13 protein-coding genes and 1 pseudogene are annotated in these 14,794 nt (G+C 67.8%); 10 read left to right on the forward strand and 4 right to left on the reverse strand.

Annotated features, from left to right (window positions below; translation table 11 throughout):
- Nucleotides 1–4: 4 nt before the first annotated feature.
- On the forward strand, nt 5–1,054 hold the full coding sequence (locus HNP73_RS15335) for an aldo/keto reductase (RefSeq protein ID WP_184151523.1): 1,050 nt from the start codon (nt 5–7) through the stop codon (nt 1,052–1,054).
- A gap of 41 nt (nt 1,055–1,095) precedes the next feature.
- Nucleotides 1,096–2,352 carry an ABC transporter substrate-binding protein gene (locus tag HNP73_RS15340; protein WP_184151526.1) on the forward strand — a complete coding sequence of 419 codons (1,257 nt, stop codon included), beginning with the start codon at nt 1,096–1,098 and terminating at the stop codon, nt 2,350–2,352.
- A gap of 130 nt (nt 2,353–2,482) precedes the next feature.
- On the opposite strand, the gene HNP73_RS15345 is transcribed toward HNP73_RS15340, so the two are convergent.
- On the reverse strand, nt 2,483–3,436 hold the full coding sequence (locus tag HNP73_RS15345) for a glycosyltransferase family 2 protein (RefSeq protein ID WP_184151529.1): 954 nt from the start codon (nt 3,434–3,436) through the stop codon (nt 2,483–2,485).
- A gap of 861 nt (nt 3,437–4,297) precedes the next feature.
- Between HNP73_RS15345 and HNP73_RS15350 the strand changes: the two genes are divergently transcribed.
- Genes HNP73_RS15350 through HNP73_RS15380 form a run of 7 tightly spaced genes read left to right on the forward strand, consistent with a single transcriptional unit; the run spans nt 4,298 to nt 12,215 of the window.
- Complete coding sequence (locus HNP73_RS15350) at nt 4,298–5,899, forward strand: ROK family transcriptional regulator (protein WP_246399853.1); 1,602 nt, start codon at nt 4,298–4,300, stop codon at nt 5,897–5,899.
- Nucleotides 5,896–7,152, forward strand: a complete 1,257-nt coding sequence (locus tag HNP73_RS15355; RefSeq protein WP_184151532.1) for a M20 family metallopeptidase — start codon at nt 5,896–5,898, stop codon at nt 7,150–7,152. The genes HNP73_RS15350 and HNP73_RS15355 overlap by 4 nt, the downstream gene beginning before the upstream one ends.
- Before the next feature lie 18 nt (nt 7,153–7,170).
- On the forward strand, nt 7,171–8,223 hold the full coding sequence (locus HNP73_RS15360; RefSeq protein ID WP_184151535.1) for a substrate-binding domain-containing protein: 1,053 nt from the start codon (nt 7,171–7,173) through the stop codon (nt 8,221–8,223).
- Nucleotides 8,224–8,234: 11 nt separating this feature from the next.
- Entirely contained in the window at nt 8,235–9,290 is a 1,056-nt protein-coding gene (locus HNP73_RS15365; protein WP_184151538.1) for a substrate-binding domain-containing protein, read from the forward strand.
- A 2-nt stretch (nt 9,291–9,292) separates the two neighbouring features.
- Nucleotides 9,293–10,261, forward strand: a complete 969-nt coding sequence (locus HNP73_RS15370) for an ABC transporter permease (protein WP_184151541.1) — start codon at nt 9,293–9,295, stop codon at nt 10,259–10,261.
- An 11-nt stretch (nt 10,262–10,272) separates the two neighbouring features.
- Complete coding sequence (locus HNP73_RS15375) at nt 10,273–11,472, forward strand: alanine racemase (RefSeq protein WP_184151544.1); 1,200 nt, start codon at nt 10,273–10,275, stop codon at nt 11,470–11,472.
- Nucleotides 11,460–12,215 (forward strand): ATP-binding cassette domain-containing protein, encoded by a 756-nt coding sequence (locus HNP73_RS15380; protein ID WP_246399854.1) that lies wholly within the window; start codon nt 11,460–11,462, stop codon nt 12,213–12,215. The genes HNP73_RS15375 and HNP73_RS15380 overlap by 13 nt, the downstream gene beginning before the upstream one ends.
- 640 nt (nt 12,216–12,855) lie before the next feature.
- Here HNP73_RS15380 and HNP73_RS15385 read toward each other — a convergent pair.
- Nucleotides 12,856–13,347, reverse strand: a complete 492-nt coding sequence (locus HNP73_RS15385; RefSeq protein ID WP_184151547.1) for an SDR family oxidoreductase — start codon at nt 13,345–13,347, stop codon at nt 12,856–12,858.
- Between HNP73_RS15385 and HNP73_RS23945 the strand changes: the two are divergent.
- Nucleotides 13,348–13,464, forward strand: a pseudogene (locus tag HNP73_RS23945) (SDR family NAD(P)-dependent oxidoreductase); the annotation flags it as partial.
- Nucleotides 13,465–13,616: 152 nt separating this feature from the next.
- Here HNP73_RS23945 and HNP73_RS23950 read toward each other — a convergent pair.
- Nucleotides 13,617–13,883, reverse strand: a complete 267-nt coding sequence (locus tag HNP73_RS23950) for a hypothetical protein (RefSeq protein ID WP_184152715.1) — start codon at nt 13,881–13,883, stop codon at nt 13,617–13,619.
- Nucleotides 13,884–13,910: 27 nt separating this feature from the next.
- Nucleotides 13,911–14,480, reverse strand: coding sequence for a transporter (locus HNP73_RS15400; RefSeq protein WP_184151550.1), 570 nt, complete (start codon nt 14,478–14,480; stop codon nt 13,911–13,913).
- Nucleotides 14,481–14,794 lie beyond the last annotated feature (314 nt).

The following is a 14,794-nucleotide window of genomic DNA, read 5'->3' on the forward strand; positions in this document are numbered from 1 at the left end:
CCCCATGCAACGCATCGCCCTTGCGCCCGGATACGAGATCAGCCGCGTCATCCGCGGCGGCTGGCAGATGGCCGGTGGCCACGGCGCCATCGACCACACGACCGCGATTGCGGACATGATCGCCTTTGCCGACGCGGGGATCACCACCTTCGACTGCGCCGACATCTACACCGGGGTCGAGGAACTCATCGGTGCCTTCCGGCAGGCCTACGCCAGCCAGCGGGGCACGGAGGCGCTGGCGCGGATCCGGGTGCATACCAAATACGTGCCGGACCTCGACCTTCTGCCGACCCTCTCGCGGGTGGACGTGGAGCGCGTCATCGACCGGTCGCTGCTGCGGCTCGGGACCGACCGGCTTGACCTCGTGCAGTTCCACTGGTGGGACTACGCGGTGCCCGGGGCGCTCCAGGCCGCGCACTGGCTCGACGAGCTGCGGCGCGCGGGCAAGATCGTCCACGTGGGGGGAACGAACTTCGACACGGAGCATCTCGGGGAGATCGTCGATTCCGGCGTGCCGCTCCTCTCGATGCAGGTGCAGTATTCGCTCCTCGACCGCCGGCCGGAGACGGCGATGACGGCGGCTGCGGCGCTCCGCGGCGTCTCGCTCCTCTGCTACGGAACGGTGGCGGGCGGCTTTCTCGGTGACCGCTGGCTCGGGGCCGCGGACCCCGGGCAGGACGTCGAGAACCGCTCGCTCACCAAGTACAAGCTCATCATCGACGACCTCGGCGGCTGGGATCTGTTCCAGGGCCTGCTCGCCGCCCTGCGCCGGGTGGCCGACCGCCACGGCAGCGATATCGCGACGGTCGCAAGCGCCGCCGTGCTGGCACGGCCGGGGGTCGCCGCGGTCATCGTCGGGGCGCGCAACCGTTCGCACCTCGGAGCCAACATCGCGGTCTCGGACCTCGCCCTCGGCGCCCCCGACCTCGCAGAGATCGAGGCGGCGCTCTCGGGCGCCTGGGCGCTCGACGGCGACGTTTACACGCTCGAGCGCGACCGCGCCGGACGGCACGGATCGATCATGAAATACAACCTCAGCCGTGGCGCCGCCTGACGACGTCCGGCCAACGACAGATCAACAGGGAAAAGCACCAGATGAAGCACCTACTTCTCGCCTCGGCCGCGTTCGTCGCCCTTGCGGGGCCCCTTGCGGCGGCGGAATGCCCGGTCAAGATCGGCATGGTCATGGAGCTGACCGGGCCGGCCGGCGCTTATGGTCAGGCGGGGGCGAAGGCCGCGGAGATGGCGCTTCGTGACTTCAACGAGGCCGGCGGCGCAGGCGGCTGCGACATCGTCGCCGACGTCCGCGACAGCCAGAGTCAGGGCAACGTCGCCGTCGATCAGGCGACCCAGCTCGTCAACATCGAGCACGTTCCGGTCATCATCGGCGGGATCATCTCGTCGGTGTCGATCCCGATCCTGACCTCGGTCACCGCGCCCGCCGGCGTGGTGCAGATCTCGCCGGCCTCCTCCTCGCCGACGCTCACCACGCTGGCCGAGGAGGGCAAGACGAACGGCGTCTTCTTCCGCACCATCACCTCGGACGCGCTGCAGGGCACGGCCGCCGCGAAATACGCCATGGACCGGGGGCTGAAGAAGCTCGCAATTGTCCACGTGAACAACGACTTCGGCGTCAACATGGTCAAGGAGTTCGTCGCCGCCTACAAGGAGCTCGGCGGCGAGATCACCTCGACGACGCTCTACAACGAGAAGCAGTCCTCCTACTCGGCCGAGGCCAGCGCCGCGCTCGCAGGCGATCCGGATGGGCTCTATCTCGTGAGCTATCCGGTGGACGGAGCGACGATCGCCCGGGCGTGGCTGTCAGCGGGCGGGCCGGCGAAGTTTCTCCTCAACGACGGCATGAACTCCACCGACTTCATCGAGGCGGTCGGCGCGAAATACCTCGACGACGCCTACGGCACGTCCTCCGGCACCAGCGAGACGGTGTCCACCCGGTACTTCTACGACAACTTCGCGGCCTTCTCCGGCGGGATCGCGCCGGACGCGCCGGCGGCCGACCGCTCCTATGACGCCGGCGCCATTGTGGCTCTGGCCATCGCCAGGGCGGGGTCGGCCGAACCGGCAGCGATCAAGGCGGCGATCCCGCAGGTCGTCGCCGCCGACGGGGAACCGATCCACGCCGGCAAGGACGAGTTCGCAAAGGCCCTGAAGCTGATCGCCGAAGGCAAGCCGATCCGCTACGAAGGGGTGATCGGGCCGGTGTCATTCGACAAGAACGGCGACATCATCGGGCCCTTCCGCCTGTGGCAGATCCAGAACGGCGAAGTGACCACGGTGGGCGAGATGAGCGCCGACGAGGTCGCGAAGATCAAGGCCGGCCTCGACGGCTGAACCTGCCAGACATGACAGTCGACGGCCGGGACTCGCGCCTCCCGGCCGTCGCACGCGCCGTTCGGCGCCGGGCCGAAGTCTTGCTCCCGTCGACGCTTGCGCTGCACCAGAGATCGCCGCGGAGGACGCCTCAGCGGCGGGATCGCCGCTGCGTCCAATTCAGCCGCCACCATCCCCATGCCCCGGCAAGCTCCCCCCGCAGCGTGGTTGGCCGGCGAAAAACACGGTATGGTAGCTCAAGCCAGCCGCGCACGCCCGCCAGACGCGTACCGGATTGCGAGATGAGCTTCATGTGATACGCTCCCCGACCGAGGTCGTAGGAGGAGTGCACAGTCCTAGCCTCGGCCAGATCGCGTCTGTGGTCATGCTGGACCACCACTTCCGGGACGTAGCGACCAGCCCATCCAGCAGCGCTTGCGCGGGCAGCGGCATCGCAGTCCTCAGCCGGAAAGCGTGCGCCGCTCCCAAACTCCAGGTCAAACCCCCCGATCGCTTCAAGAACCTCTCGCCGGAACGCCATGTTCGCTCCGAGCACCCGCCCCGTTCGTACATAGCCATATGGACGAAGCTCGTAGGGCTCACTCCGCTCATTGATAGCGGTGCGGGCAAAACGCGGATCGTATTGCTGAACCTTGCCTGTCAGATAGCCGAGCCGCGGTTCGTCAAATGCTGCCACCAAATGTGCGGCGTATCCGGGCGTCACATAGCAGTCATCGTCAGTAAAGGCGATTATCCTTCCCGAAGAAGCCGCCATCCCCCGATTCCGCGCTCGGCTCAGGCCCGGCAAGGGCTCATTGACGGAAATGACCCGAAACGAAACTCTCGCCCGAAATTCTTCAATAACATCAACTGTATGATCGCGTGACCCATTATTGACAATGACAACCTCCCATTCCGGGGGAAGGGAAACTGTCTCCAGCGCAGAGAGACACCGAGCGAGGACATCACATCGATCACGGCTGCATATGACGAGGCTTGCCACCACGTTGGGTTGCGCTCCCGATCCACCATCCGGCACGACAGTTGGTGACTTCGATACTGATTGCCGGTCCGCCGACAGGTCCGTCGGTCGCGATGGCTTCATGCCAATTGTCTCAGTCACCAAGTCCGCCACCACTGATGCCGTCTGTCAGCGCCGAACCCCGCTCGATCCCTGGCGAACTCTGCCCGACCGTACGAGACCTGGCATCCAAGCCGGTGTGGCAAAAGTCGTGGGACAAGAGCGCGCGCCCAAGAACCAAATACCACACTTCCATGGAACCATTCCTGCCGAGGTCGTTCCATCGTCAGAGTTCCTGTCCGGTAGCGCACGCTCGCAATGCCACCTATCCGAACGCCGCCGAGGTGTCCACTTGGCCTCCCTGAGACGGCCCCCACTGCCCCTCGGTCAGGCAGAAGGCGCCGCGACCCCGCGCTGGTGAACACGGTCAAAGGGCGCATCAATCATGACGATGTCGCCGCGGGTAAACCACCGAGACCGCTCCGGCAAGCCCGTCTGAGGCGCCCGCCTCTCGACGGACGAAGTGTTTGTCGCACGGGACGGTGGCGCATACGATTCGGGACCACGGTCCGGCGTGACCTGATGCGGAAGCGCAAGTCCGGCGAGCCCCGGCCGATCGCCATCGTTGGGGCGGCTCGTGCGCGCCCTGGCCGTCGAAATCTTTCAGCAAGTCAGCGGAAAGCATGGCTGGGGCGGGAGGATGCACGGATAAATCACTGATTTAATTATCTTTTACGATATAGATTTAGAACATGGGTGCGACAAGAAGATGCGGAAACCCACGGTGGCTGGCATCGATCGACAAGCCGCTCACCGGCCTCGAGCCCGACGAACGTCAGGCCGTTGCTGTGCGGCGCTACCGAACCGGAGCTTCACGCCCGTCAGGTCGTTTCGTAGGAGCCATCAGGCCGTATCGGCGGGCAAGATAGTCCATCGCGAGAGAACATGGTCGCCATTGCGTCCTCGAGGGGATGGGCAGACATTCGCTCGACGCCCCCTTTGAGCATCTCCTGCAGCGCAGCGGCATCTTCGGTCGTGTCGCCCATCGGCCAGAGCGCCGACCCCGGTCTCAGTGGGTCATCTCAGGCTGGAGTGCGCCGGCTCGGGCGCGGCCGGTGCGAGTTGCTGGCTGGTCCCGGCGGAGACCTGGTCACCGGCGTCGAAAAACACGCAAAGCGGGACATGCCGCTCGCCGGAGCGGCAACCCATCCGCTCGCTGCGAAAGTGACGCTCTGCAACCAGGTCACTGCGCTGCCGAAATTTTCAACACCGTTGACGGATGTATCGACCTGCCGCAGTTTGTTCGGTAGCAGAACTAATAGGCCGGAAATGAGTCGGGCGCTCCAGCTCTCCAGACAGTTCTCCAAGCGGGCCGTGATGGAGGCATTGCTTCAGCAAGCGCCGATCTCGCGCGCGTCGATCGCCAAGCAGACCGGTCTGTCGAAGCAGACCATCTCGGAGATCGTCCGGCACCTCGAGGACGCAGGCTGGGTCATCGAGACGGGTCGCACCAACGGGCAGGTCGGGCGCAGTGCCGTCACCTATGAGGTTGTGCCTGACGCGGCCTTCGTCGCCGCAGTCGACCTTGGCGGAACCAAGGTGCGGGTCGGGCTCACCGATCTTCGCGGTGCCATCGTTCGGGAGGCCACCGAGTTTACCCGCCCCGAGGGCGGACAGGTGGTTGTCGAGCAGATCGGGCGCCTCTGCCTGCAGGCCGCAGCCGCGGCGGGCGTCGGTCGCGAGCGCGTGCGCATCGCGGTCGTCGGGGTGCCTGGCGCCCCCGACCCGTCGAGCGGGCGCGTCCGGTTCGCACCCAACATCCCGGACTTCGACCGGATGGATGTGGCGGCGGCGCTCGAGGCCGTGCTCGAATGCGACGTGCTGCTCGAGAACGACGTGAACCTCGCGGTCCAGGGCGAGGTCTGGCAGGGCGCGGGCCAGGGGCTCGACACGCTCGCCTTCATCGCCCTCGGGACCGGCATCGGCGGCGGGCTGATCGTCGGGGGCGAACTCGTTCGCGGCGCGGACAACGCCGCCGGCGAACTCGGTTTCCTGCCGTTCGGCGCCGACCCTTTCGAGGCGGAGTCCCTGCGGACTGGCGCCTTCGAGCGGCTGGTCGCCTCCGCCGGGATCCGGGCGCGCTATCGGACGCTCACGGGCGGCACCGACGCACCCGGAATGACGGTGCCAGAGATCTTCTCCCGCGCCGGCGCGGGAGAGCCGGCCGCCACGCAGGTGATCGACGAGACCGCTTGCCTCCTCGCGCGCGGCGTCGCGGCCATCGCGGCCATCGCCAACCCCAGTCTCGTCGTGCTCGGCGGCTCGATCGGCAGCCGCCCGGAGATGACCGAGAGGGTGCGCGCGCTTCTTCCCGGGTGCATGTCCTCCCCCGTCGACGTCGCGGCGAGCCGGCTCGGTCCGCAGGCGGCGCTGATCGGGGCGGCGGCGATCGGACTCAGTCATCTGCACAACGCCCTTTTCGGCGCCGACGCCCCGGAGGCGAAACTCTCGCTGCCGCCGCCGCGACAGGCAGGCAGCAAAGCATGAGCACCGCGCTCGACAACCGTCTCGCCGCCGCCCTCGACGCGGAGGACGCGCTCGGCCTGCTGCGCGGTGCCATCGGTCACGAGAGCATTACCGGCAACGAGGCCGGGTTCGCGCATTTCCTCGCCGAGGAGATGCGGCGGCGGGGCCTCGGCGAGGTGCGGCTCGACGACTTCGTACCCGGCCGCCCGAACGTCCGGGGAGAACGGCGTGGTGCCGGCGGCGGGCCCCGGCTCCTCTTCATCGGGCACACCGATACCGTGCACGTCGAGGGCTGGCGCGATTATTGGAAGGGGACGGCGCGCGAGGATCCCTTCGCCGCGCCGGTCATCGACGGTGCGGTCTGGGGGCGAGGCGCGGGTGATCTCAAGGCCGGGATCGCCGCGAGCCTCGCGGCGCTCGGTGTCCTCGACCGGGCAGGCGTCCGGCTCGCGGGGGACCTGGCCTACGCCTTCGTCGGCGACGAGGAGAGCGGGGAGCCGGGCACCGGCATTTCGGCCGGCGTGCGCGCCTATGCCGGCGAGATCGCGGCGGGCGCGGTATCGCGACCGGACTTCGTCGTCTACGTCGAGCCGACGCGGCTCGCGGTCTACGCGGCGCAGATGGGTTTCTTCATCGCCGAGATCACCGTTCGGGGCCGCTCGGCCTACTTCGGCGTTCCCGAACTCGGGCACGACGCCCTGAAAGCCACACACGCGATCATCAGTGCCCTCTGGGCGCATTCGGAGGAGATCGGCGCTCGGGCCGAGCACCCGCTCGTCGGTCGCGGCTTTCTTCTCGTCACCGGGATCGAGGGCGGCGGCTTCATCGCGGTGCCCGAGCGCTGCAAGCTGTCGCTGATCCGCAAGCTCCTGCCCGGCGAAAGCCTCGATGTCGCTTCCGCCGAACTCGAGGCGGTAGTGCGTGGTGCGATCGCTGATCCCGAGATCCGCGTGGAGATCGCCTACCCGGCTGGACGCGACCATCCGCTGGGCGGAACACCGGCGGAAACAGACCCCACGCTCGATCCGGTACGCCAGCTCTCGGCGGCGGTCTCAGGCGCCATGCAAGGACGGGGTGGCATCGAAGGGGCGCCCTTCTGGTCGGAAGTGCCGTTCTTCACCGCGATCGGAGCGCCGGCGGTCTACTGCGCGCCTGGTGATATCCGCAATTGCCACACTTTCGATGAGCATGTGGAGCTCGACGAGTTCCATGCGGGCGTCCTCGCCTTCGCGCGGTTCATCGCGAGCTACTGCGGTGTGGTCGAAGGGTCATGACAACAGGGAGACAGCACGATGCGACGGAACCTCCTCGGATGCGCCCTTGCGGCGCTGATGCTCGCCGGACCAGCCTGGCCGCAGACGGTCGGTCCGGGCGGCGAGAGCGCCACACCTTCCTCGGCAATCACCCTCTCCGACGCCGACCTTGCAGCCCTGAAGGACAAGGGGCACAAGGCGGCACTGCTCTGGCACACCTCGTCAGACTTCGTGAATGCAGTCACCTCCGGCGCCACCGATGAATTTGCCCGGGCCGACATCCCCGTCGTCGTCACAACCGACGCCGGATTCGACGCCGCCAAGCAGCGCTCTGACATCGAAACCGCCCTCGCCGCCGGCCCCGACGTGGTGCTTGCACTGCCGCTCGACCCGGTGACCTCCGCCGAGGCGTTCCGCGAGGCCGCTGGCGCAGGTGTGAAGCTCGTGTTCCTTTCGAACGTACCAGCCGACTACAAGCAGGGCACCGACTATGTCGCGGTCGTCACCGACGATCTCTTCCAGATGGGCAAGCAGGCCGCCGACGTGCTGGCCGAGGCGCTCGGAAAGAAAGGCAAGATCGGCTGGATTTTCCACGACGCGACCTACTACGTGACGAACCAGCGCGACAACGCCTTCAAGACGACGATCGAGCAGGACTATCCCGACATGCAGATCGCTGCCGAGGCGGGGATCGCCGATCCCGCGCGGGCTGAAGAGATCGCCAGTGCGATGCTGCTCAAGAACCCCGACCTCGACGGCATCTATGTGACCTGGGCCGAGCCCGCCGACGGTGTTCTCGCGGCCCTCCGGGCCGCCGGCAACACCCACACGAAAGTGGTGACGCTGGATCTCTCCGAGCCGGTTGCCCTCGACATGATGAAGGGCGGCAACGTCGTCGGACTCGTCGCCGACGAAGCCTACGAACTCGGCCGTGCGATGGCCGCAACCGGGATGAAGGCGCTCCTCGGCGAACCGAGCCCACCCTTCATCGTCGCGCCGGCCCTGGCGGTGACCAGGAAGAACGTCGCCGATGGCTGGCAGAAGTCGCTGCACCGCGATGCTCCGCAGTCAATCCTCGACGCCGCGAAATGACGGAGGCCAAGATGCGCACCCTTGTCGCCCTGCTGACCGCTTCCATCCTCGCCGCGCCAGCGCTCGCGGTCGAGGGCATCACCACCGGCCCGAACGGCGAGACGGCCACGCCTGCCGCCGATCTCATCCTCTCGCCGGACGAAGTGGCGACGATCCGGCAGGGCCACCACACCGCCGCGCTCGCATGGCACGAGATGAGCGAGTACACCCGCGCCGTCGATCGCGGCGCGCGCGACGCGTTCGCCGATCTCGGGATCGAGGTGGTAGCGCAGACCGACGCTGGCTTCGATGCCGCCCGGCAGAAGGCCGACGTCGAGACGGTGCTCGCAAAGCACCCGTCGATCATCCTGTCGCTCCCGGTCGATCCGGCGACGGCGGCACCGGTCTTCCAGCCGGCGGTCGATGCCGGTGTGAAGCTCGCGTTCGTCGACAACTCGCCGGCGGGATTTGTGCACGGGCGGGACTACGCTGCCGTCGTCTCGGACGACCTCTTCCAGATGGGCAAGAAGGCTGCCGACGCCATGGCGGCCGTGCTCGGCGGCAAGGGCAAGCTCGGCTACATCTATCACGATGCCGACTTCTACGTGACGAACCAGCGTGACGGTGCCTTCAAGGCGACGATCGAAGCCGACTTTCCCGACATGGAGATCGTCGCGGAGCAGGGAATGGCCGATCCGGCGCGGAGCGAGGAGATCGCGCAGGCGCTCCTCACCCAGAACCCCGATCTCGACGGCATCTACGTCACCTGGGCCGAGCCCGCGCTCAGCGTCCTCGCGGCGCTGAAAGCCGCCGGCAATTCGCACACGAAGATCGTGACCCTCGATCTCAACGAACCCGCCGCGCTCGACATGGCGACCGGCGGAAACTTCGCGGCGATTGTCGCGGACGAAGCGTACGACATTGGCCAAACCGCCGCCCGCGCCTCGGCCGCCGCGCTGCTCGGCAAGGCCGCGCCCCCCTTTCTCGTCGTCGACTCGCTCGCGGTAACCCGGGACAACATCGCCGAGGGCTGGCAACGCTCGCTTCATACCGATGCGCCCGTGAGCGTCCTCGAGGCTGCGAAGTAGCAATGTCGGGGACCGTTCAGGACACCCGCCGGAACCCCGCGCGGCGTATCGACTGGCAGCAGCACGTGGTCTATCTCGGCTTTCTCGCGATCTTCGTGTTCTTCGCGGTGGTGCTGCGCGACACCGGCTTCCTGACGGTCCGCAACCTCTCGAACATCGTGCTGCAGACGGCGCCGGTCACCATCATGGCGATCGGCCTCGTGTTTGTCCTGTCGGCGGGAGAGATCGATCTCTCGGTCGGCTCCACCGTCGCGGTCTCGGCCCTCTCGGCCGCGGTCGCCCTCAACGGCTGGGGGCTGGTTCCCGGGGTGCTTGCGGGACTTGGCGCGGGACTTCTGATCGGTGCCTTCAACGGTGCGCTCGTGGCCTGGTTGCGCCTGCCCTCCTTCCTCGTCACGCTCGCGACCATGGGGCTCTTCGCCGGCGTCGCGCGGTCCTTGACCGATCTGCGCTCGATCCCGGTGACGAACGGCGCCTTTACCGGCTTCTTCGGCTCCGGGACGCTCTTCGGCATTCCCTCGCTCGTGCTTTGGACGGTCGCAGCCGTGGCGTTCGGGCATCTCGCCTTCCGCGAGACCCGCTTCGGCGCCCACGTTCTCGCCACAGGCGACAATCCGAGGGCGGCGCTGGTGTCAGGTATCCGGGTGCCGCGTGTCCGCCTGGCCGTGCTGACGCTGAGCGGAGGGCTCGCCGGGCTCGCCGGGCTCCTCTACGCCGGTCGGCTGCAAGCTGCGAAGTACACGCTCGGCGAGACCGACCTCATGACGGTGATCGCCGCGACCATCGTCGGCGGGACCCTTCTGAATGGCGGGAAGGGTTCGATCGTCGGAGCCCTCGTCGGCTCGCTCATGATGGGCATGCTCAACAACGGGCTGATCCTGATGGGGCTGTCGGTCTCCGACCAGATGATCGTGCGCGGCTTCATCATCCTCGTCGCGGTGGCGTTGTCGCTCCGCGAGAAGGCAAGCTGAGGAGAGAACCAATGTTTCTCGAAGTCCTCCGCCGGCGCAATCCGCGCTTCGTCGAGGCCGCGATCGCGCTGCACCGCGAAGGCCGGATCCCGGCCAATGCCTACGTGCTCGACCTCGACACCGTCGAGGCGAACGCGCGCGGCCTGAAGGCCGAGGCGGACCGCCACGGCCTGCGCGTCTTCGCGATGACGAAGCAGGTTGGCCGCTCGAGCGGCTTCTGCCGGGCCGTGCAGCGCGCCGGCATCGATCGCTCGGTCGCGGTCGACATGGCATGCGCCCGCGCCACGCATCGTGCGGGCCTCAGGGTCGGCCACCTCGGCCATCTCGCGCAAGTGCCGCGCGCCGAGGCCAAGGCCGCGGCTGCATCGATCCGGCCCGACTACTGGACCGTCTTCAACGACGAGAAGGCCGGCGAGGCCGCCGCCGCCGCCGCCGACGCGGGCTATGTCCAGCAGCTCCTCGCGCGCATCCAGGCCGGGGGCGACACGTTCTATCGCGGCCACGAGGGAGGCTTCGAGGCCGCCGAGATCACGGCCGTCGCCGATCGACTCGACGCCCTCACTGGCGGTCACTTCGCCGGGATCACCACCTTTCCTGCGCTGCTCTTCGACCCGGAAAGCCGCGCGGTCCGCCCGACGCCGAACCTCGCGACGCTTGAGCGCGCCGCCGAGGCGCTGGCAAGGTCCGGTCGGACCGGCATCGAGGTCAATGCGCCCGGCACCACCTCGTCGGTCGTCGTCGCCGCGCTCGCCGAAGCGGGCGCCACCCAGATCGAGCCTGGCAACGGCCTGCACGGGACCACGGCGCTCCACGTCTTCGAGGACCTGCCGGAGCTGCCAGCGATCCTCTATCTCACCGAGGTCTCGCATCTCTCTGGCCGGCACGCCTACTGCTTCGGTGGCGGCTTCTACATCGATCCGATTTTCCCGCCCTATGACGTGAAGGCGATCGTCACCGATACGCCGACTACGGCCGAGGCCGCACTCCGCGGCGTCGAGGTGCCCCCTCCCTCCGCGATCGATTACTACGCTATGATCGACGCGGGCGGCGCCCGTCCGCCGCGTGTCGGCGACACCGCGATCTTCGGCTTCCGCGGCCAGGCCTTCGTCACCCGCGCCTACGTCGTCGGCGTCTCGGGCATCTCGTCCGGCGAGCCGGTCGTCGAGTCGATCGAGAACGGCTTTGGCGAGCCGGAGACATGGCCCGTATGACGGCCCCGGTTCTCGCGCTCCGTGACATCCGCAAGACCTTCGGGGGCGTCGTCGCTGTCGAAGACTTCTCCCTCGATATCCACCCGGGCGAGATCGTGGCTCTCGTCGGCGACAACGGCGCCGGCAAGTCGACGCTCATCAAGATCATCTCCGGGGTCCACCCGCCGACTTCAGGCGCGCTCACGATCGACGGCGCCGATGTCACCATGTCGAGCGCGACCATGGCGCGGGCCCACGGCATCGAGGTCGTCTATCAGGACCTCGCGCTGGCCGACCGGCAGAGCGTCTACATGAATCTTTTCCTCGGCCGCGAGCGCGTTCGCAACCGGCTCGGCCTGCTTGACCGGCGCGCGATGATTGCCGAGACGGCCCGTCTGGTCGAGGAACTCGACGTCCGGATCCCATCGCCGCATGCAATCATCCGCGATCTCTCCGGTGGCCAGCGCCAGGGCGTCGCGATCGCCCGCGCGACGCATTGGGCGAGAAAGCTCGTACTCCTCGACGAGCCGACCGCCGCCCTCGGGGTCGCCGAAACCGCCCGCGTAGAGGAGATCATCCTCGGGCTGAAGGCCCGGCGGATCGGCGTCCTGATGATCAGCCACAGCCTCGACCAGGTCTTTCGGCTCGCGGACCGGATATGCGTCCTCCGCCGCGGCCGCCAGATCGGGGTCCGCCGCACGGCCGAGACCGACAAGAACGAGATCGTCGCCATGATCACCGGCGTCGCGTCGGGCGTGGAGTAAGGCTCACGTGCGGCCTCCGATGGTGCCGGCCCTCGGCCACATCGTCGCGCGCTCCGGTCAAGGTTATCCGTGACAAGGTCGGGGACTTGGAGGACGGCTACGGGATCACACCCGCCGCGAGGTGAACCCGGCCACGCGCTCGGAGACCTGTCCGCCAGGGCAGCGTGGGGGTCAACTCCCTCGCGGCAGCTGAACGCCGCCAAGAGAAATCTGCCACAGTCAGCCCTCGAGCAGTTCAAGGGGCTGGCGCGCATCCGGCGCACCGTGCGCAGATGGGCGCCGCCGATGCGGCGGCGTCGCTTCGCCACCTCGAAAGCTCCGCGCCGATGCCCGTTGCTACCGTCACCCGGACGCGCGATCTCACCTTGGGATTCCAGATGGCCCCGGATGAAAGATCGGGGTCACGTCAGCGAAAGCCCGGCTGCATGGGAGGCGACCTCTGCGCACAAGGCTCGATCGACCCGGACAAGGCCTCGCACCTCCCCCGGCCGGCTCATCCGCCGGCATCGAGGTGGAAGGTTGACGTGGCCCCCAACAGTTGATCAGGGGCCAACCGGAACACCGATCAGGGACTTGCGAGGCGGCGCCGGACCTCGGACGGCACGCGCGTGGGGGCCGGAACGCGCGCCGGAGGACCGGGTCACTGGGCGGTGTAGCCGCCGTCGATGACGAGTTCGGAGCCGGTCATGAATTTCGACTCGTCCGAGGCCAGGAACAGGATGCCGTTGGCGATGTCGGAAGGCTCGCCGACGTGGCCGATGGGGTGCTTGGCGTCGAGCGCGGCCCTGACGGCCTGCTTGCCGCCAAGCGACTCGGCGAAGTTCTCGACCACCGGTGTCCAGATATAGCCCGGATGCACCGAGTTCACCCGGATGTCGTAGCCCTGCGCGCCGCAGTGCAGGGCGGCGGACTTCGTCATGATCCGCACCCCGCCCTTGCTGGCGTTGTAGGCCGCGAGGTTCGGATCGCCGATCAGCCCCTCGATCGAGGAGAGGTTGATGATCGACCCCTTGCCGTCCTTCATCGCCAGGATGCCGTGCTTGGTGCCGAGAAATACCGCGTCGAGGTTGACCGCCATCAGCCAGCGCCATTGCTCGAGGGTCGTCTCCTCGATCGAGGCCGCCAGGGTCATATGGGACGGGTTTCAGGCAAGGTCGCGATCGTCACCGGGGGCGCGAAGGGCATCGGCCGCGAGGCGGCGCTGACGCTCGCGCGCGAGGGCGCGAGCGTAGTCGTCACCGACATGGACACGGCCGCTGGCGAGGCTGTAGCGGCCGGGATCGTCGCGGCGGGCGGCAAGGGCGCGTTCCTGCAGCACTGTTTTCGCTGTCGGTGGCCGGCCCGCGGCCGCAAAATTGTCCCGGGGCAGCCGCCAGCGCTGCCCCGCCCGTGCCGGGCGGCTCAGAACACCTTGACCAGGCGGAGCTGGACGATCGGCTGCTGCTTGAAGCCGCCTTCGACGTTGAGATCGGCACCGAGCATGCCCTGGATCTGGACCGTCGGCGAAATCATGGTGTTGGCGAAGAGGCGGACCTGGTCGTAGCGGACCTTCTGCCCCGAAGCGCTGCCGTCGAAATCGAGCTTGCCGCCAGTGGCCCCGGCATAGCCGATCGACAGGTTGGTCGTCGGCTCGGGCTGATAGCGGAGATAGGCCTGGAACGAGTACACGGGATCGCGTGAGACCTGGACGCCCTGCTACCGGTGGTCGAGCGCGAATGCCGCGTCGATCCCCGCATCGAGGAAGAGCTTCGGCCCGAGCCCCTGCACGAGGCCGATCTGCGGCGTGAAGGTGATCGTGCCGCTGCCGAGGCTCACCTTGCCGAAGTCATAGGCGCCGGTCGGAAGAGTGACGTAGAACGTCCCGCCGATCGTCGTGCCGTAGTAGGGATCGGCGACGACCGGCCAGTAGCCGGCGGCGACCGTCACGTCGGCGATGCCGTCATCCACCGGAAGATCCGTGCCGCCGATCTTCGCCGAGTTGATCCTGCCGAACGGCGCGATCACCTGGAACTCCGCCGCACCGCCGGCGAGCGGGGTGTAGTGGACGAAGCGCGCGATGCCGACCACGGTCCCGAGCTTCGAGTCCGGGACACTGCCCACGCCGTCCAGTCGGAACTCGGTGCTCCGCGCCCCCTGGAGGTAGCCGGCGAAGATCGTCGTCCCCGCCGGCAGCGGCACATAGTCGCCCGGCGCGAAGTCGAAGGCCTTTGCCGGGGCGGTTGAGGCGAGGGCACCTGCGACGACAAGTGCGGCGAGTCTGTTCATGATCTGCTCCTTTGTCCTGTTCATCATGGGGTGGGCGAGGCTGGTGCGGGATGTCGCATCTGCGGGATCCCTCCGACGCGCCCATGCCTCGCAACTGGCCGAGAAAGCTTCCTGATCCCGGGTCTATTCTAGGGTTGCGCCCCGTGAGCGGTCTTGAATGATCCGCCGGCAGTGTTTGAACGGACCGGCGGCCGGCTGCGCGCATGGCCAGGTCCGGAGCGAAAACCGCGGCTGCTGTCCGGGGGTGAGGCGCGCAGGCGTGGGGCGATCGTCGCCGCATCGGGCAAGGCCGCACCCTCCGGCGCGGCGATGTC

This window comes from Amaricoccus macauensis (genome assembly GCF_014201905.1).
GTDB lineage: Bacteria > Pseudomonadota > Alphaproteobacteria > Rhodobacterales > Rhodobacteraceae > Amaricoccus > Amaricoccus macauensis.